The sequence below is a fragment of the Vreelandella nanhaiensis genome, assembly GCF_003990185.1.
GTDB classification, from domain to species: domain Bacteria; phylum Pseudomonadota; class Gammaproteobacteria; order Pseudomonadales; family Halomonadaceae; genus Vreelandella; species Vreelandella nanhaiensis.
This window is the reverse complement of the sequence record NZ_RZHF01000024.1, coordinates 15,181-33,274: the sequence shown is the minus strand read 5'-3', so window position 1 is coordinate 33,274 and position 18,094 is coordinate 15,181. Positions and strand designations below refer to the sequence as shown.

Below are 18,094 nucleotides of genomic sequence, written 5' to 3'. Positions count from 1 at the left end.
GATTCCTTAACCCTTCTGTTTGATTTTCGCCCAGCTATCTTTCAATCCTACGGTTCGGTTAAACACGAGCTTGCCGGGTGCGGAGAGATGGCGGTCAGCACAGAAGTAACCCATGCGCTCAAACTGGAAACGATCTTCAGGGGCAGCGCCTGCAAGGCTTGGCTCACCAATTGCCTGGCAGATTACCAGCGACTCCGTGTTCAGGTGCTCAAGAAAATCGACATCCTTGTCGCGGTCCGGCTGCTCGACCATAAATAGATTGTCATACAGACGAACTTCCATGGGTACACCGTGAGCTGCGCTGACCCAATGCACCACACCTTTTACCTTGCGCCCTTCCGGGTTCTTGCCCAGGGTATCGAAGTCCACCGAGCAGCGCAGCTCGACCACTTCGCCTGCATCATCCTTGAGTACCTCATCACAGCGGATGACATAGCTATTGCGCAGGCGTACTTCCTTGCCCGGCGCCAGGCGGAAGAACTTCTTGGGCGCATCCTCCATGAAGTCATCCTGGTCAATGTACAGTTCGCGGCCAAACGGCACTTTGCGCATCGGCATGTCGTCACGTGCGGGGTGCCCCGGCACTTCGTACACTTCCTCGTAATCTTCGGCCACATTAGTCAGCACCACCTTGAGTGGTTTCAATACGCACATGGCGCGTGGCGCGTTATCTTCAAGATCTGAGCGAATCGCGTGGGTCAGCATGGCGATATCCACCAATCCGCCATCCGCCCGGGTCACACCGATCATTTCACAGAACTTGCGAATGGAAGCTGGCGTATAGCCGCGGCGACGCATACCGGAAATGGTCGGCATACGTGGGTCATCCCACCCGTCCACAATCTGCTCGTCTACCAACAGCTTCAGCTTACGTTTGGAAGTCAGAGTGTAGTCGAGATTCAGGCGTGCAAACTCGATCTGGCGCGGTTTGCTGGGCACTGGCAGATTGTTGAGGAACCACTCATAAAGCGGGCGGTGGTCTTCAAACTCCAGCGTGCAGATCGAATGTGTAATTCCCTCAATAGCATCTGACTGGCCATGGGTGAAGTCGTAGGAAGGATAAATCTTCCACTTGTCACCTGTTTGATGGTGGCTTGCGTGCCGGATGCGATAAAGAATCGGGTCGCGCAGGTTGATATTGGGCGAGGCCATATCGATCTTGGCACGCAGCACTTTTTCACCTTCACCAAATTCGCCGTTACGCATACGTTCCAGCAAATCCAGATTTTCCTCGACGCTGCGCTCGCGGTAGGGGCTTGGCTTGCCAGGTGCGGTCAGTGTGCCGCGATATTCGCGGATCTCGTCAGGCGAGAGGTCATCTACATAGGCCTTGTCTTCGCGAATCAAATGCTGCGCCCAAGCATAGAGCTGGTCAAAGTAGTCAGACGCAAAGCGAACCGGGCCTGCCCAGTGAAAGCCCAGCCAGCTGACGTCTTCCTTAATCGCATCAATATACGCCTGCTCTTCCTTTGCCGGGTTGGTGTCGTCAAAGCGCAGATGACACTCACCACCCATTTGCTCCGCCAACCCGAAGTTCAGGCAGATCGACTTTGCATGGCCGATGTGCAGAAAGCCGTTGGGCTCAGGGGGAAAGCGCGTCACGATTTTTGTGACCTGGCCGCCCTCGATTTCGTCGCGTACTTGGTTACGAATGAAGTTCGGCGCTGGGGTGGTCTCGTTGGTCATGGTGGTGTTAAAAACCTCGTGGTGGATGGCGTGCCAGGCAACCAACGCCTACTCTGAGGTTAGCGCTTCGCGATGCCGGGCAAAACCGCTATTATAGCGTGACGCCGATGCACAGCGCCAAGGCGAACGCCTTTATTGAACAGGAATTTATCTATGATCGTATTACAGACGAACTTTGGTGACATCACTATCGCGCTCAACCATGAAAAAGCGCCCATCACAGCGGCCAATTTTGAGCAGTATGTGCAGGAAGGATTCTACGATGGCACTCTGTTCCACCGGGTCATTGACGGGTTCATGGTTCAAGGCGGCGGTTTTGATCAGGACTTCAACCAGAAGCCGACCCGCGACCCGATTGAAAATGAGGCTGATAACGGTTTGAAAAATACGGTGGGCACGCTTGCCATGGCACGCACCCAAGACCCCAACTCAGCCACCGCTCAGTTCTTCATCAACGTGGGTGACAACAGCTTTCTGGATCACAGCGGCAAAAGCCTGCAGGGCTGGGGTTACGCGGTATTTGGTGAAGTGGTTGAAGGCATGGATGTCGTCAATACCATTAAAGGCGTAAGCACCACACGTCGCGGCATGCATGCCGACGTACCCGCCGAGGATGTCATTATCGAGCGCGCTTATATCAAGGACGCGGAATAACCCCGGGAGCCTTATGCGCACTCTGCTTGTAGCTGATATCCATCTGAGCAGCGACACCCCTGAGATTAATCAGGGGTTTTATCGCTATTTGGATCAAACCGCACAGGGAGCGAATGCCCTCTATATATTGGGTGACCTGTTTGATGCGTGGATTGGGGACGACCTGCTCGATACTTCCCACCCACTCAGCGCAGTAGCCCTAGAGGTGATTCAGCATTTACGAAAGCTAAGCGATAGCGGCACCGCTATATACTTAAGCCACGGTAATCGGGATTTTCTCTTAGGCGAGCGGTTTATCAATGCCTGCCAGGCGACGCTGATTGCGGATGTTCAGGAAGTAGAACTTGAAGGCGTGCCTGTTGTTTTGCTACACGGCGACAGCCTATGCACAAAAGATGACGCTTACATGGCCTTTCGCCAGCAGTCGCGTAATCCTGAATGGCAGGCGCAGATTCTGGCGCTCCCCCTCGAGCAGCGTCTTGAACTCGCCAAAAGCCTGCGAATGCAGTCGGGAGATGCGAACGCTGGCAAGGCGGAAGCCATCATGGATGTAACCCATCAGGAGGTAGTAAAACTGATGGAGCACTATGGCGTTATCACTATGATTCACGGCCATACGCATCGCCCCAAGGTTCATGACCTTACGGTTGAAGACGTGCCCGCCAAACGATTTGTGCTGGGTGATTGGGATGCCCAGCATGGCTGGGACATCATTATCGAACGCACGGAGCGCAATACCACGCCACGGCTTCGCCAGTTTTCCTTGGCGACGCCACCGGCAGCCTAAGCTGTAGCATTACGGCTCACTTATTGTGCCAGCGTTTGTTCTAGCAATAATTGTCGAAATCAGTACCCACCAAAAAAGCCGATCAAATGATCGGCTTTTTTGTATTAGCGTTGTGGCTTGATTCTAGCGTTCGATATCAGCATCGCGATACAAGTCATCAATCAGCCCCTGGATCACGAATTGAGCTCGCAGTTGCTCGGCCATTTGAGCAATAAAACCTTGCATCTGCTCATCCGCTTCACCATCCGAGACTTCATCCAGCGCAACCACGGCAACGCCCTGGGGCAAGGCAATGGCACGATAGCGGCTTTCGCCTTCTTCAGGGTGCGGCATACGGAAGACTTCTTGCACCAATGCCTGGGATAAAGCAGTGTCAGACTGACGGCTAACGTTGGTTGCCTCTTGCCAGTCGACGTCTACGGAGATGCCGGAGGCAAGCTCGGCGGCCATCGCCTGGGCCTGCTCAAGTAACGCTTCCTGACGCTGCTGTGAGGCCACGGCCTGCTCTACTTCTTCGCGCACCTCATCCAGACTGATCAGTGTTGCGTCACGATGCTCGGCAACCCGCAATACCAGTCGACGGTCGTCGTCCAGCTCAATCACTTCACTGTTGTAACCATCTTTCAGCACTTCTTCACTGAACGCTTCTTCCAGAACGCCAGGCTCTGAAAGCACGCCTTCACCTTCACCGCGGGCAAGCCAGTCGGTTTGGTTAAGCGTTAAATCCAGGTCATCAGCCACGCTTTGCAGGTCGTCAGCAGCAAAGCTTTCATCAATGAGCTGCTGTACCTTAGCATTAAACGCATCGTTGATGTCACTCAAGGCAACATTCTGGCGCAATACATCCCGCTGATCTTCAAAGGAAGGCGCATCAATTTCCGATACATGAAGAATGTGGAAAGCACCGTCAATTTCAACGACCCCAGATGTCTGACCCTCTTCAAGCGCGAAAGCGGTATTATCAAATTCACCGCCGAAAATACCGCGTGAGATAACCCCAAGGTCGCCACCCTCTTCAGCGCTTGCCGTATCATCAGAATAACGCAGAGCTGTATCGGCAAAGGACTCCCCTTCATCGAGCGCCTCGCGGGCAGTATCGGCAATATCGCGCGCTTGTTCACGAGTACGCTCATCGCCAAACGTCACCATGATGTGCGACACACGTCGATCAGCATCCCGGTTCTGCTCACGCCAGGCGCTACGCAGGGTATCTTCATCAACATCGCTTTCTGCCGCCATGGCCTGACGATCAATCAGCACATACTCGACGCGCACCTGTTCAGGACGCTCAAAACGCTCCTGGTTGGCATCGTAGTACGCCTGCACCTGTTCGTTGGTAACATTGATATCGACATCGGCATTGTCGTTATCCAGAAGCACGTAGCGGAAGCTGCGCGCTTGGCGCTGAAGCTCGGCCAGACGAGCCTGCTCGCTTGGCAGACTGAAATCGCTGAACGCCAGGCCCTGCTGTAGTTGCTGGCGCATGATATCTATCCGCAGGTCTTGGCGGAATGAAACCGGTGAATAACCCGCACCCGCTAGACGGTTGCGGAAAATATCGGCAGAAAAACGGCCGTTCTGATCATGGAACTCGGGGAGGCTGACAATGATTTGGTCTAACTGGGCGTCAGAGACGTAAAAACCGCCATCGTCTGCATATTGAGTCAGCAACTGCTGAGTGATCAGTTGGTCAAGCATGTCATTGCGCAACGCACGCTCTTGCTCAGGAGGCACCTGACCCGAGCGCAGCGCTCTTTGTACTTCAAGCTCAACCTGCTGACGCATGATGGGCTCACCGTTAACGCTTGCGACTTCATTAGGATCACTGCCAAAGATACTGAACAGGGATTCCACTCCAAACAGCGCCATGGCAGCTACCATGAGACCGATAATAATTTTGGCGCCCCAGCTTCTGGAGCCATCTCGAATACTTTGCAGCATGCTAGCCTCAGATCAACACAGCCATACAAATAAACCCTAACGTTGTCCGAAAAGTTGTTTTCGGATAACCCCTTAAACACCAGGCCAGAAAATAACATGGGCGCATCGCGGATGCGATGCGCCCATTAGTTTACCGTAAACGCAGGTCAATTAGTTGACGGCGTCTTTCAATGCCTTGCCTGCTTTGAAGCCAGGTACTTTTGCAGCTTTGATCTCGATCGGTTGGCCCGTCTGCGGGTTACGGCCAGTACGTGCAGCACGCTCTTTAATTGCGAAGGTACCAAAACCTACCAGTGAAACGCTTTCACCTTTCTTGAGGCTATCGGTGACAGACTCCACCATGGCATCCAATGCGCGGGTTGCCGCTGCTTTAGGAATATCGGCAGACGCAGCAATGGCTTCAATCAGCTCGGACTTATTCACACTTCACCCCTTAAATGTTTCAAAAAATGGCTCTGAACGGCATGGCCACCAGAAGGTACAACCTCAAAGCATAGCTGCGTTTTATAGCAATGCCCTGAAACCTCTGTCAAGCAACCACACCGTGAAATGCCCGTTGCACAAGGCATTGGGCAAATTCACTATGTAAAATTAAAGACCGATGGCTTTAACATTAATGGGTATTGGCGACCGTGGTAGCGTTCAACGATGTATCAGTGCCTTTCAGCGCGGCACCATCATCGCTTTCATCACTTACCAGAGCTACCGCCAATACATCATCTATCCAGCGTACCGGGCGAATATCTAGAGGTCCTTTGATATTTTCCGGTACTTCCTTGAGATCACGGCGGTTTTCTTCAGGAATCAAGACGGTCTTTATACCACCACGGCGGGCTGCCAGCAATTTCTCCTTTAACCCACCGATCGGCAAGACTTCGCCGCGAAGGTTGACTTCACCCGTCATGGCAACATCACAGCGCACTGCACGCTGGGTATAAGCCGACACCATGGCCGTTACCATCGCAATACCCGCGCTCGGGCCATCCTTGGGCGTCGCCCCTTCTGGCACGTGAATATGCAGGTCTTCGGTCTCAAAACGCGCAGAATCGATACCCAGACCTTTAGCACGCGCCTTAACCACCGTCTGCGCGGCGCTCACCGACTCCTTCATGACTTCGCCAAGCGAGCCTGTCTTGTTGATACGCCCCTTACCCGGCGTAACCACCGACTCAATATTTAGAAGCTCACCGCCTACCGATGTCCAAGCAAGCCCCGTTACACGGCCCACCTGGTCGTCCTGCTCGGCCAGCCCATAGCTATAACGCCTAACACCGGCATAAGCCTCAATCTGTTCAGCCGATAGCGTCTGAGTCTTCTCAAGCTGCTTTTTCTCAAGACGCTCACGCAGCACTTTGCGACTTACTTTGGCTATCTGACGCTCTAGTTCACGAACACCGGCTTCACGCGTGTAGTAGCGAATGAGCTCAAGTAACGCGTCATCTTTAAGCGCCAGCTCATTGTCCTTCAAACCATTTGCAGCCAGCTGCTTAGGCAACAGGTAACGTTTGGCAATTGCCAGTTTCTCGTCTTCCGTATACCCCGGCAGACGTATAATCTCCATACGGTCCAAAAGCGGGCCAGGAATATTCATCGAGTTGGCAGTACAGATAAATAGCGTCTCGGAGAGATCGTAATCAAGCTCCAGATAATGGTCGCTAAAACTGCTATTCTGCTCAGGATCCAGCACTTCAAGAAGCGCTGATGCAGGATCGCCCCGATGATCCATGCCTAGTTTATCCACTTCATCGAGCAGGAATAGCGGATTCTTCACGCCTGCCCGACTCATGCGCTGCATCAGCTTGCCCGGCAGCGAACCGATATAGGTGCGCCGATGACCACGAATTTCAGACTCATCTCGCACGCCGCCCAAAGCCAGACGGACATACTTACGGTTGGTCGCCTTGGCTATCGACTGCCCCAGCGAGGTTTTACCCACTCCAGGCGGCCCCACCAGGCATAGCACTGGGCCTTTCATCTTGCGTACGCGCTTTTGTACAGCCAGGTACTCAAGAATCCGGGCTTTGACTTCTTCCAGACCGTAATGGTCTTCATCGAGTACTTCCTGGGCTTTAACCAGATCGTGCTTGACGCGGGTACGTTTTTTCCAGGGAATAGCTATCAGCCAATCAAGATAAGAGCGCACCACCGTTGCTTCAGCGGAATTGGACGCCATCATCTTGAGCTTGTTAAGCTCTTGGTTGGCCTTATCGGATGCCTCCTGAGGCATACCCGACTCTTTGATCGCTTGTGCGTACTTTTCCGCTTCATTAGGCACATTATCAAGCTCACCCATCTCTTTCTGGATGGCTTTCATCTGCTCATTCAAATAGTACTCGCGCTGAGTTTTTTCCATCTGCTCTTTAACACGCGAACGGATGCGCTTTTCAACCTGCAGCAGATCAATCTCAGACTCGATAAGCGCCATCAGGTGCTCGATGCGATCGCGTACTCGATCCATTTCCAGCAGCTCCTGCTTATCGCCAATCTTGAGCGACAAGTGAGCGCAAATGGTATCCACCAGCCGGCTCGGGTCTTCGATACCCGAAAGCGAGTTAAGTACCTCATTGGGTACCTTTTTGGATAGCTTAACGTACTGCTCGAACTGATTGAGCAGTACGCGCACTAACGCCTCCTGCTCACGACTAGTCAGCGGCTCACTCTCACGCGGAGAGAGGTACGCCTGAGTATAACCCGCCTCATTTTCTTCAATTTCAAGCACATCAGCACGGAAGCTCCCTTCAATTAGCACTTTAACAGTGCCGTCAGGAAGCTTGAGCAGCTGCATGATATCCGCCACGGTTCCCATAGCGTAGAGGTCAGCGTTATCCGGCTCGTCTTGAGAGGCCTCACGTTGAGCCACTAGTAATACACGCTTATCCGCCTCCATCGCTGCTTCGAGCGCTTGGATAGACTTTTCGCGTCCAACAAACAGCGGAATGACCATTTGCGGGTAAACCACGACATCCCGCAACGGCAATAAAGGTAGACATTGAGTCTGTTCGGCGTTCTGCTGCATCGCAGACGTTCCTCAACAAATCGGATGAGCACTTGATGCAGATACCTGACCAAGCACATCACTGTATGAAAAGTACTACGCAGTGTAGGGCATGCTACGCAGTGACACCTTATGAACAACAAGGGGTCGCATAGGCGACCCCTTGATTTGGCGCAGGCGGTTGAAGCTAGGCCGTTGCTATCAATCCGTCACTAGCCATCAGTCCCATCAACACGTGCCTCTTCCTGGTTGGAATACATCAAGAGCGGCGCGCTTTCACCGGCAATGACTGAACCATCAATCACCACCTTGCTGACATTTTCCAATGATGGAATCTCATACATAGTGTCGAGCAGCACCGATTCAAGTATCGAGCGCAGGCCACGAGCACCTGTTTTACGCTCCATTGCCTTTGATGCAACAGCACGCAGCGCGTCATCTCTGAACTCAAGTGTTACGCCTTCCATTTCAAAGAGCTTGGCATACTGCTTGATCAGCGAGTTTTTCGGCTCTGTCAGAATCTGAATCAGTGCATCTTCGTTAAGCTCGGTCAGCGTTGCGATAACCGGTAAGCGTCCCACAAACTCTGGGATCAAACCGAATTTCACAAGATCTTCAGGCTCAACGTCGGCTAACAATTCACCCACGCCACGCGATGATTCTTTGCTTTTTACGCTTGCATTAAAGCCGATTCCGCCTTTTTCGGCGCGGTCACGAATAACTTTATCAAGCCCTGCGAAAGCGCCACCTACAATAAACAGGATATTGCCGGTATTAACCTGAACAAATTCCTGCTGAGGGTGCTTTCGGCCACCCTGAGGCGGCACAGAAGCAGTGGTCCCCTCGATCAGCTTGAGCAATGCCTGCTGTACGCCCTCACCCGACACATCACGCGTAATTGATGGGTTATCGGACTTACGAGAAATCTTATCGATTTCATCGATATAGACAATGCCACGCTCGGCCTTTTCTACATCGTAATCACATTTCTGCAGCAGCTTTTGGATGATGTTTTCAACATCCTCACCCACATAACCTGCTTCAGTCAGCGTTGTTGCATCCGCAATGGTAAAAGGTACGTTCAATAAACGCGCCATGGTTTCCGCCAGCAGCGTTTTACCGCTACCAGTAGGACCGATGAGCAGAATATTAGATTTACCTAGTTCAACATCGCCTTCACGCACGTCCGTTTTCAGACGTTTGTAGTGGTTGTAGACCGCTACAGACAGCACCATCTTGGCGCGGTCTTGCCCGATGACGTAATCGTCAAGTGTATGGCGAATTTCGCGAGGCGTAGGTAAACGCTCTTCATCGCTCTCGGCATCGGCTTCGAGAACTTCCTCGCGAATGATGTCATTACACAAGTCGACACACTCATCGCAGATATATACGGATGGGCCAGCAATTAACTTACGCACTTCGTTTTGGTTTTTTCCACAAAACGAGCAGTAGAGTAATTTGCCACCTTCATCCTTGCCTTTGCCGTCGGCCATTCGCGTACCTCTGTCACTGCGGCGGCTTACACCGCCATAAAAGCTCGTTAGAAAAGCAAAACCTCATCACGCTATCAGGATGTGGGCCGCTTATCCAGCACTGCGTCAATCAAGCCATACTCTTGAGCCTTATTGGCGCTCATGAAGTTGTCGCGATCCGTATCGCGGGCAACCGTTTCCAGGTCTTGACCAGTATGATGGGCCAGAATCTGGTTCAGCTTCTCGCGAATACCTAAAATTTCGCGGGTATGAATTTCGATATCAGACGCCTGGCCTTGGTAGCCGCCTAACGGCTGATGGATCATGACACGTGAATTAGGTAGACAGTAGCGCTTGCCTGCCGCACCTGCCGTCAATAACAAGGCCCCCATACTGGCTGCCTGACCAATACATACAGTAGACACATCAGGCTTGATAAACTGCATGGTGTCATAAATCGACATGCCAGCCGTCACCGAGCCGCCAGGAGAATTGATATACAGATGTATATCCTTATCGGGGTTTTCCGACTCAAGGAACAGCATCTGGGCTACCACGAGATTGGCCATATAATCTTCCACAGGACCAACCAAAAAAATCACACGCTCTTTCAGCAAGCGCGAATAAATATCGTAGGCTCTTTCCCCTTTGGCGCTTTGCTCAACCACCATAGGCACTAAACCGCCGGCATTTTGAATATCAAACTCACTCATTCAGGTGATTCCTTGCGTCCGGTGAGGGAAAGGCGCACCGAAAAACGATGCGCCGCGCTATCGGGTACTTAGGCGCTTTCTTTCTCGCCTTCTTCAGCACCCTCGTCTTGCTCAGCTTGCTGCTGAGCGGCAGCCAATGCTTGCTGATAAGACATCTCAACGTCTTTAACGTTCGTTTGCTCAAGCAGCTTATCTACCGCTTTCTCTTCAAGAATGGCAGATTTAACCTGAGTTTTCAGCTGGTCGTTGCTCATGTAGTACTCAACAACCTCGGAAGGATCCTGATACTGCTCGGCCAGCTCTTCAACCTTCGCCTTGATCGCATCGTCGTCAGCATCAAGTTCATTGGCCTTGATAACTTCAGCAAGCAGCAGGCCTACTTGTACACGGCCTTTGGCCTGGTCTTCGAAAAGCTCATTCGGTAATTGGCTAACATCGAAATCTTCGCCCAGACCAAATTGCTGTGCCGCCTGGCGCTTCATGGCATCCGTTTCTTGCTGAACCAGAGCACTGGGCACAGGAATATCGTTGGCTTTTTTCAACGCATCCAGCACTTGCTGCTTGACACGATTATCAACCGCCTGGGTTGCTTCACGAGTCATGTTCTTTTTGATTTCGGCGCGGAATTTTTCCTGATCGCCGTCTTCAACACCGAAGCGCTCGATGAAAGTAGCGTCAACTTCCGGCAGCTGCTGGGTGCTGACCTTATGAACCGTTACCTTGAAGCTCGCTTCTTTACCTGCCAAGTGCTCGGCTTGGTAATCTTCAGGGAAAGTGACTTCAATAGTCTTCTCTTCACCGGCCTTGGCGCCAATCAACTGCGCTTCAAAACCTGGAATAAAGCTGTTTGAACCGATAACCAGTGCATGGCCTTCAGCGCTACCGCCTTCAAACGACTCGTCGCCAATGAAACCCTGAAAATCAATTGTTACTTGATCGCCATCAGCAGCTGGCGCATCGGTTTCCTGCCAATCGGCGTTCTGCTTGCGCAGTGTTTCGATCATTTCGTCAACGTCAGCGTCGCTAACATTAACGACCGGGCGCTCAACCTCAGTACCTTCAATAGATGCAAGCTCAATCTGCGGATAGATCTCCATGATCGCCACGAACTCAAGATCCTTGCCCGCCTCGTCTACCTTGGGTTCGATCTGGGGGTAGCCAGCAGGATTAAGGCTCTCTTCGGTGATCGCACGAACGTAACGCTCGCGCATTACTTCACCGACTACTTCACTGCGAACGCTGTCGCCGTAGCGCTGACGCACTACTGCCATCGGTACCCGGCCTTGGCGAAAACCATTCAGGCGAACGTTTTTCGCAGTGTCTTTCAAGCGAGTGCTGACAGCCTCGTCGATTTCGGCAGCCGGTACCTGAATAGTGATACGGCGTTCGATCTGGGAGGTCGTCTCGACGGAAACTTGCATGAATTGTCCTCTAGCGGCTGGGCGTTATGTTGACTGTGTTTAATAAGATCAAAGGGGCAATTTTAAGAACCCTGACGCACGGTGGCAAGCGCCATGCTCGCAAGATGGGGGCATTGCGATTAATTACAAGGCAATTAGTGACTAATTTATTACTTTTTAAGTTCTGAATTACAGAAATCATTACTTTGAAACGACCTCTGTTCAGCGTTTAGGCCCCCACCATAAACTGACGGCGTGAATTAGTAGGCCGCAAGTAGCTGCATGGGAAATAAATACCTGCCAACTAATCCAGGCGGTGAAAAGAGCATGCCATATGCCCATAATCGCGGCTCCAGCTATCAACATGAGCATAAGCCGCACGCAAAGACGAGGCAGTTGCTTGCGCTCATCAACCGAAAGCAGACGCCACTGGGCCACCGCAGCCGTGGCTACCAGTACCACTCCCATCAAAATAAGCGTTTGCCGTGTACCATGGCCACCTGCCATAAAGCGCGGCAAGGCGGCCAGCATGACCACGCATAGGCCAAGCGCTACGCTGACCCGCTCGGCCGAATAAGGCTTAGGTTGCATTGGCTAGCCTGCCTTCAACTGTTGCTCTTCGATCCATGCCTCGACCCAAGGAATCGCCGCATCATCTGCCATGAAGGTTTCCATAGCGTCAATTTCCAAGCGCTCACCCAAACGACGTGCGCCGTGATCTTCTAGCAATGTATCCAGCTTTCTGCCCGCGCCACAGAAAGTATCTCCGTAGGAGCTATCCCCCAAGGCAATCAACCCGTAACGCAGCTCGGTAAGAGAGGGGCTTGTATCGCTCAAACTACGTATAAAAGGCACAAAATTACCGGGATAGTCTCCGCTACCGGTCGTTGAAAGCACAAATAAAGAAACGCTCTCGCCGCTGGTTAAATCATCTAACGTGGGCTGTTCAACAATATTTACTTCAAATCCTGCTTTTTCAAAAAGTGGCTTTACCTGTTCTGCTACATCTAGTGCGCCACCGTACATCGTACCTACTAATATGTTCAGTTGAGGCATAGCTGTTGTCCCCTGCTAAAAATGTTCCGGCGCCTACACGTTAGCTGATTAAGGGCCATTGAATTCGCTCGATATTAACATAACTTGTTTATACCTCGCATTTCAGTGGCCGAGAGCACGCTACGTTGCACTATCAACATTGAGCACTTCATATCATCTACGCTGGCTTTTTCTAAATTGAGCATAAAAAATGGAGCGCCCAGAGGCACTCCATTGGTACAGCTAAAGCGTTAGCGTATTAAGTACTACTTGTTTTGAACGTAGTGCTCAACCTGCTGCTTCAATTTTTGCCCTGGTCGAAAGGTCACCACGCGGCGAGCCGAAATGGGAATTTCTTCTCCGGTTTTCGGGTTACGCCCAGGCCGTTCACGCTTATCACGTAGATCAAAGTTGCCAAAACCAGACAGCTTGACCTGTTCGTTTTCTCGCAAACAGGCTCGAATCTCTTCAAAAAAAGCTTCGACCATTGCCTTTGCTTCTCGCTTAGACAGCGCCAGCTCGGTATGCAAATGCTCCGCCAGTTCTGCTTTGGTCAACGCACCCATAAAGACTCTCCTTATAACAAACGCATTGCCAAGAACGTGATAAGCGTCGTGTCGCGTATTATTATCAGCCGCGTAGCTCAGCCTCAAGCTGGACACGCACTTGTGTCACGATGTTGTCTACCAACTGATTGATTTCTTCATCGTTTAGCGTGCGCGAAGGATGCTGCCAGGTCAAGCCTAACGCGATACTCTTATGGGCTTCCGCCACGCCTTTACCAGCATAGACATCAAATAGCTTAATGTCTTTTAAGTAATCACCGGCTTTTTCGCGGGCACAATCCAGCAAAGCTTGAACAGGCACTTCATCTTTAACGATAAACGCCAGGTCACGGCGAACTTCTGGGTAGCGTGACAGCGCTTCAAAGGCGGGGATCTTGCCTTGGCTTAATGTATCCAGGCGCACTTCAAAGAGAACGGCATCCACTTTAAGCCCAAGCGTTGCACGTACCTGGGGGTGTAGCGTACCAATCCAGCCAGCATGCTCCCCATTGAACAGAATCTCCGCGCTTTGGCTGGGATGCAGCGCCGGATGCTCGGCGGGCTCAAAACGCCATGCCTCAAGATTTCCACCCAACCCCAAGAGACTTTCAAGATCCCCCTTGAGATCATAAAAGTCGATACGCTCTTTAGAACTACTCCACCCTTCTGTTTCTCGGCTACCACACGCCAAGGCGCCCAACATGGGTACCTGTGAAAGCTGATCCAGCTCGCCATTGAACACCAGCCCGGTTTCAAACAGCCGAACGCGAGTCTGCTGGCGGTTAAGGTTATGCTCCATGGCACGAACCAAACCAGGAAACAGGCTCGCCCTCATTACCGATAAATCAGCAGAGATAGGGTTGGCAAGCACGGGCGACACGGCATCAGGCAGCAGAGCCGCCTGTAATTCAGGCGCGACAAAACTGTAGGTGACCGCTTCCTGGAACCCACGGGCAACCATCTGGCGACGCAGCTGCGCCTGAGTCAGAGTACCCTCATCAGCCGAGCGCAGCGCAAGCCGCGCCGCCGGACGTCGAACGGGCAAATTGTTGTAACCATGAATACGAGCGATCTCTTCAATCAGATCTTCTTCAATGGCTACATCAAATCTCCAGCTGGGTGCTACTATCAACCAGCCTTCCGCCTGCTGGGTAACGTCAAGACCCAGGCGCTCGAGGATGTCGGTGACATCATCGCTTGCCAGCTTCTTAGACAGCGCACTTTCCAGCCGCGCTTCGCGCAGCAAAATAGTACTTGGCGCGGGCATATGGGCATCGCTTTTGCACTCGGCGAGCGGGCCAGCCTGGCCACCGCAAATATCGATCAACAAGCGTGTGGCACGCTCTATAGCGCTGCTTGCAAGCTCTGGGTCAACCCCACGCTCGAAACGGTGCGATGCATCGGTATGCAAGCCGTAGGAGCGCGCTTGCCCTGCAATCGCGAGCGGTGTAAAAAAGGCTGACTCAAGGAATATCGTCTCGGTGGATTCGCTTACCCCTGAATTTTCACCGCCCATGATACCCGCCATAGCGAGCGGCCCGGCCTGGTCAGCAATTACCAGTGTTTCAGGGCGTAGAGCCACTTTCTGGCCATCCAAAAGCGTTAACTGCTCACCGTTCTGAGCAAGGCGTACAATGATGTTGCCGCTCAGGTTATCGCGATCAAACGCATGCAGCGGCTGCCCCAACTCCAGCATAACGTAGTTGGTAATATCAACCACCGGATCAATTGAGCGAACGCCGCTACGCCGAAGGCGCTCGACCATCCAAAGCGGTGTTTCGGCCTTGACATCAACCCCCTTGATGACACGACCTACATAACGCGGGCACTTTTCCGGCGCTTCAATATTCACCGCAAGGGTGTCTTCAATTTCTGCTGCGACAGGCTCGATTGCAGGCTCGATCACGGCCAGGCGATTAAGCACGCCTACTTCACGCGCAAGGCCCTTGATGCTCAAGCAGTCACCGCGGTTAGGCGTCAGGTCCACCTCGATGGTCATGTCATCAAGGTGCATGAACTCACGAAAATCGACGCCAACTGGCGCAGACTCAGGCAGCACCAGAATACCAGGCGAGGTCTCTTCCTCAAGCCCAAGCTCTGACGCCGAACAGATCATCCCACGAGACTCAACACCACGCAGTTTGGCTTTCTTAATCTTGAAATCGCCCGGCAGCACCCCGCCCACCTGAGCAAAAGGAATCTTCTGGCCAATATCCACGTTCGCCGCGCCGCAAACCACCTGCACCGGCTCATCGGAGCCATCATTAACAGTACAGACGTTTAACTTATCGGCATCCGGGTGTTTTTCTTTGGTAAGCACTTCAGCCACCACAACACCACTAAACGAGGCGGCAACCGCTTCGACCGCATCAACTTCCAATCCGGCCATGGTGATCTGATCAGCCATTGCCTGGGTGCTAAGCTGCGGTGATACCCATTCGCGCAGCCACTGTTCTGAAAATTTCATGATCGTTCCTGTATTCGGCAGCGGTGTTAGGCGAATTGGCGCAAGAAGCGCAGGTCGTTTTCAAAGAACAAGCGCAAATCATTGACCCCGTAGCGCAGCATGGCCAAACGCTCTGCTCCCATGCCGAAGGCAAACCCGGTGTAGCGCTCGGTATCGATACCTGAGTGGCGGAATACTTCTGGGTGCACCATGCCGCAACCCATTACTTCAAGCCAGCCGCTGTGCGAACAAACCCGGCACCCTTTTCCACTGCACATTACGCACTGAATATCGACTTCTGCAGATGGCTCGGTAAACGGAAAGTAAGAAGGCCGAAAGCGCACGGAAAGATCGTCACGCTCAAAAAATGCCTGAAGAAAGTCTTCAATGGTGCCTTTCAAGTCGGCAAAGCTGACTCCTTCGTCAACCAATAGCCCTTCCACTTGGTGAAACATGGGCGTATGGGTCAAGTCGGAATCACTGCGATAAACGCGCCCGGGGCACACGATGCGCAGCGGCAGCTCACTGTTTTTCATGGTGCGCACCTGCACCGGCGATGTATGGGTTCTGAGCAGGCGAGTAGCGTCAAAATAGAACGTATCGGCCATGCCCCGCGCCGGGTGGTGGGCAGGAATATTTAGCGCTTCGAAATTGTGGTAGTCATCTTCAATCTCAGGACCTACCGCCACATCATAGCCAATACGCGTAAATAAGCCTTCAATGCGCTCAAGGGTACGCGTTACCGGATGCAAGCCGCCTTCAGCTCGACTGCGGCCTGGCAAGGTAACGTCGATCCGCTCAGCGGCCAGACGCTCATTTAGAGCGGCGTTTTCAAGCTGCTGTCGCCTGGCATCAATTTCACTGGCAAGCGTTTGCTTGGCTTGGTTGATTCGTTCGCCAGCGGCTGGGCGCTCCTCTGCTGACAGTTTGCCCAGGCCTTTCAGCAAAGCGGTCACTTCGCCCTTTTTGCCCAGGTAGCGAACTCGCAATTCTTCTAGCGCAGGAACATCATGCGCAGCCTGAATGGCATCACGAGCTTCAGATACCAGAGTAGGAAGGTGGTCCATCCGTTTCACTCCGAATTAAGCGATTCCCTCTTCATGAGGGTGTGGCATGTTGAAGGTGACAAAAAAACAGGGGAAGAGCGGCTGCTCTTCCCCTGCAGGGTCACACTGAAATGACCTTGGTCATCTTATGCTGGCATAGCGCTCAGCATAATGACCTTATTGGGCAGCCTTGGCTTTTTCCACGATAGCAGCAAATGCTGCTTTTTCGTGTACTGCCAGATCAGCCAATACTTTACGGTCAATTTCAATACCGGCTTTCTTCAGACCGCCGACAAAACGGCTGTAAGACATACCGTTGATGCGCGCACCCGCATTGATACGCTGAATCCACAGCGCACGGAACTGACGCTTGCGGTTACGGCGGTCACGGTAAGCATACTGGCCGGCTTTGATAACGGCCTGTTTAGCTACGCGGAAAACACGCGAACGGGCACCGTAGTAACCTTTAGCCTGCTTCAATACTTTTTTATGGCGACGACGGGCGACTACGCCACGCTTAACACGAGTCATAACACACTCCTGACTTTATGGCTGAGGCCAATGGCACTCAGAAAAAAATTCGACCTTACAGGTTCGGCAGCATGCGCTGAATCAGCGCTTTATCAGAAGCATGGATCTGCTTCATTCCACGCAGCTGACGCTTACGCTTGGTCGACTTCTTGGTCAGGATGTGGCTACGGAAAGACTGCTTGTGCTTGAAGCCATTTGCGGTCTTTTTAAAGCGCTTGGCAGCGCCACTGTTGCTTTTGATTTTCGGCATGAGAAAACTCCGCTCGATATTTTTTAGAAAACCCAGGGCCAGCCATCGCTTGCGCGATGGCCCGTTAACTTCGCCGTTGGATCACTTCTTTTTCGGGGCAAGGATCATGATCATCTGGCGGCCTTCCATTTTCGGGAAAGACTCCACCGCTCCGATCTCTTCCAGGTCTGCCGCGATCCGTTCCATCAGCTTACGGCCGATATCCTGGTGCGCCATTTCACGACCACGGAAGCGCAATGTGACCTTACCCTTGTCACCACCTTCCAGAAAGCGCGTCAGGTTTTTCAATTTTACCTGATAATCGCCTTCATCGGTGCCAGGACGGAATTTAACTTCCTTCACCTGGATTTGCTTTTGCTTCTTCTTTTGAGCCGCTTTTTGTTTCTTCGTCTCAAAAACGAATTTGCCGTAATCCATAATCTTACAGACGATGGGATCGGCATTCGAAATTTGCACGAGGTCCAAACCGGCAGCTTCTGCACGCTCTAGCGCTTCGGTGGTGGGCACAACACCCAACTGCTCACCTTCAGCATCAATTAGACGCACTTCTTCTTCGGTAATCCGCTCGTTCATTGGTGGGCGTTTGTCTGCTG

General features: G+C 52.4%; 17 protein-coding genes. 2 read left to right on the top strand and 15 right to left on the bottom strand.

Annotation, left to right across the window (positions count from 1 at the left end; translation table 11 throughout):
• Positions 1 to 6: 6 nt before the first annotated feature.
• A complete protein-coding gene (locus ELY38_RS15185; RefSeq protein WP_127063079.1) occupies positions 7 to 1,686 on the bottom strand; it encodes a glutamine--tRNA ligase/YqeY domain fusion protein in 1,680 nt (559 codons plus the stop codon).
• A 153-nt stretch (positions 1,687 to 1,839) separates the two neighbouring features.
• Here ELY38_RS15185 and ELY38_RS15180 point away from each other — a divergent pair, with 153 nt between their 5' ends.
• Together ELY38_RS15180 and ELY38_RS15175 are read left to right on the top strand one after the other, a co-directional pair.
• Entirely contained in the window at positions 1,840 to 2,340 is a 501-nt protein-coding gene (locus ELY38_RS15180) for a peptidylprolyl isomerase (protein WP_127063078.1), read from the top strand.
• A 13-nt stretch (positions 2,341 to 2,353) separates the two neighbouring features.
• Positions 2,354 to 3,127, top strand: coding sequence for a UDP-2,3-diacylglucosamine diphosphatase (locus tag ELY38_RS15175; protein WP_127063077.1), 774 nt, complete (start codon positions 2,354 to 2,356; stop codon positions 3,125 to 3,127).
• A gap of 123 nt (positions 3,128 to 3,250) precedes the next feature.
• On the opposite strand, the gene ELY38_RS15170 is transcribed toward ELY38_RS15175, so the two are convergent.
• The 14 genes from ELY38_RS15170 to infC all read right to left on the bottom strand — a co-directional run bounded on the left by ELY38_RS15170 (position 3,251) and on the right by infC (position 18,074).
• Entirely contained in the window at positions 3,251 to 5,068 is a 1,818-nt protein-coding gene (locus ELY38_RS15170) for a SurA N-terminal domain-containing protein (RefSeq protein WP_127063076.1), read from the bottom strand.
• 150 nt (positions 5,069 to 5,218) lie between these two features.
• Positions 5,219 to 5,491 (bottom strand): HU family DNA-binding protein, encoded by a 273-nt coding sequence (locus ELY38_RS15165; RefSeq protein WP_087111465.1) that lies wholly within the window; start codon positions 5,489 to 5,491, stop codon positions 5,219 to 5,221.
• Positions 5,492 to 5,681: 190 nt separating this feature from the next.
• Positions 5,682 to 8,084, bottom strand: a complete 2,403-nt coding sequence (lon, locus tag ELY38_RS15160; RefSeq protein WP_127063075.1) for an endopeptidase La — start codon at positions 8,082 to 8,084, stop codon at positions 5,682 to 5,684.
• Between the two features lie 191 nt (positions 8,085 to 8,275).
• Positions 8,276 to 9,556 carry an ATP-dependent Clp protease ATP-binding subunit ClpX gene (gene clpX, locus ELY38_RS15155; protein WP_127063074.1) on the bottom strand — a complete coding sequence of 427 codons (1,281 nt, stop codon included), beginning with the start codon at positions 9,554 to 9,556 and terminating at the stop codon, positions 8,276 to 8,278.
• A gap of 74 nt (positions 9,557 to 9,630) precedes the next feature.
• A complete protein-coding gene (gene clpP / locus ELY38_RS15150; RefSeq protein WP_106373911.1) occupies positions 9,631 to 10,248 on the bottom strand; it encodes an ATP-dependent Clp endopeptidase proteolytic subunit ClpP in 618 nt (205 codons plus the stop codon).
• 68 nt (positions 10,249 to 10,316) lie between these two features.
• Positions 10,317 to 11,669, bottom strand: a complete 1,353-nt coding sequence (gene tig / locus ELY38_RS15145) for a trigger factor (protein ID WP_127063073.1) — start codon at positions 11,667 to 11,669, stop codon at positions 10,317 to 10,319.
• A 201-nt stretch (positions 11,670 to 11,870) separates the two neighbouring features.
• On the bottom strand, positions 11,871 to 12,239 hold the full coding sequence (locus tag ELY38_RS15140) for a hypothetical protein (RefSeq protein ID WP_127063072.1): 369 nt from the start codon (positions 12,237 to 12,239) through the stop codon (positions 11,871 to 11,873).
• Between the two features lie 3 nt (positions 12,240 to 12,242).
• Positions 12,243 to 12,704 carry a flavodoxin gene (locus tag ELY38_RS15135; protein WP_127063071.1) on the bottom strand — a complete coding sequence of 154 codons (462 nt, stop codon included), beginning with the start codon at positions 12,702 to 12,704 and terminating at the stop codon, positions 12,243 to 12,245.
• A gap of 245 nt (positions 12,705 to 12,949) precedes the next feature.
• Positions 12,950 to 13,264: an integration host factor subunit alpha gene (locus tag ELY38_RS15130; protein ID WP_281274352.1), complete on the bottom strand. Its 315-nt coding sequence runs from the start codon at positions 13,262 to 13,264 to the stop codon at positions 12,950 to 12,952.
• 49 nt (positions 13,265 to 13,313) lie between these two features.
• Positions 13,314 to 15,695 (bottom strand): phenylalanine--tRNA ligase subunit beta, encoded by a 2,382-nt coding sequence (gene pheT / locus ELY38_RS15125; RefSeq protein WP_127063070.1) that lies wholly within the window; start codon positions 15,693 to 15,695, stop codon positions 13,314 to 13,316.
• 26 nt (positions 15,696 to 15,721) lie between these two features.
• Positions 15,722 to 16,741: a phenylalanine--tRNA ligase subunit alpha gene (pheS, locus tag ELY38_RS15120; RefSeq protein ID WP_127063069.1), complete on the bottom strand. Its 1,020-nt coding sequence runs from the start codon at positions 16,739 to 16,741 to the stop codon at positions 15,722 to 15,724.
• 156 nt (positions 16,742 to 16,897) lie between these two features.
• Positions 16,898 to 17,251 (bottom strand): 50S ribosomal protein L20, encoded by a 354-nt coding sequence (gene rplT / locus ELY38_RS15115; RefSeq protein WP_009097607.1) that lies wholly within the window; start codon positions 17,249 to 17,251, stop codon positions 16,898 to 16,900.
• A 55-nt stretch (positions 17,252 to 17,306) separates the two neighbouring features.
• Entirely contained in the window at positions 17,307 to 17,501 is a 195-nt protein-coding gene (gene rpmI / locus ELY38_RS15110; RefSeq protein WP_009724291.1) for a 50S ribosomal protein L35, read from the bottom strand.
• Between the two features lie 81 nt (positions 17,502 to 17,582).
• Positions 17,583 to 18,074: a translation initiation factor IF-3 gene (gene infC / locus ELY38_RS15105; RefSeq protein ID WP_127063068.1), complete on the bottom strand. Its 492-nt coding sequence runs from the start codon at positions 18,072 to 18,074 to the stop codon at positions 17,583 to 17,585.
• Positions 18,075 to 18,094 lie beyond the last annotated feature (20 nt).

Bases quoted from the DNA above. Each gene is read 5' to 3' on its own strand.
- pheT (WP_127063070.1), bottom strand. From the start codon at position 15,695: ATGAAATTTTCAGAACAGTGGCTGCGCGAATGGGTATCACCGCAGCTT.
- tig (WP_127063073.1), bottom strand. From the start codon at position 11,669: ATGCAAGTTTCCGTCGAGACGACCTCCCAGATCGAACGCCGTATCACT.
- lon (WP_127063075.1), bottom strand. From the start codon at position 8,084: ATGCAGCAGAACGCCGAACAGACTCAATGTCTACCTTTATTGCCGTTG.
- ELY38_RS15175 (WP_127063077.1), top strand. From the start codon at position 2,354: ATGCGCACTCTGCTTGTAGCTGATATCCATCTGAGCAGCGACACCCCT.
- ELY38_RS15180 (WP_127063078.1), top strand. From the start codon at position 1,840: ATGATCGTATTACAGACGAACTTTGGTGACATCACTATCGCGCTCAAC.
- rplT (WP_009097607.1), bottom strand. From the start codon at position 17,251: ATGACTCGTGTTAAGCGTGGCGTAGTCGCCCGTCGTCGCCATAAAAAA.
- ELY38_RS15185 (WP_127063079.1), bottom strand. From the start codon at position 1,686: ATGACCAACGAGACCACCCCAGCGCCGAACTTCATTCGTAACCAAGTA.
- ELY38_RS15140 (WP_127063072.1), bottom strand. From the start codon at position 12,239: ATGCAACCTAAGCCTTATTCGGCCGAGCGGGTCAGCGTAGCGCTTGGC.
- infC (WP_127063068.1), bottom strand. From the start codon at position 18,074: ATGAACGAGCGGATTACCGAAGAAGAAGTGCGTCTAATTGATGCTGAA.
- rpmI (WP_009724291.1), bottom strand. From the start codon at position 17,501: ATGCCGAAAATCAAAAGCAACAGTGGCGCTGCCAAGCGCTTTAAAAAG.
- ELY38_RS15135 (WP_127063071.1), bottom strand. From the start codon at position 12,704: ATGCCTCAACTGAACATATTAGTAGGTACGATGTACGGTGGCGCACTA.
- pheS (WP_127063069.1), bottom strand. From the start codon at position 16,741: ATGGACCACCTTCCTACTCTGGTATCTGAAGCTCGTGATGCCATTCAG.
- clpX (WP_127063074.1), bottom strand. From the start codon at position 9,556: ATGGCCGACGGCAAAGGCAAGGATGAAGGTGGCAAATTACTCTACTGC.
- ELY38_RS15170 (WP_127063076.1), bottom strand. From the start codon at position 5,068: ATGCTGCAAAGTATTCGAGATGGCTCCAGAAGCTGGGGCGCCAAAATT.
- clpP (WP_106373911.1), bottom strand. From the start codon at position 10,248: ATGAGTGAGTTTGATATTCAAAATGCCGGCGGTTTAGTGCCTATGGTG.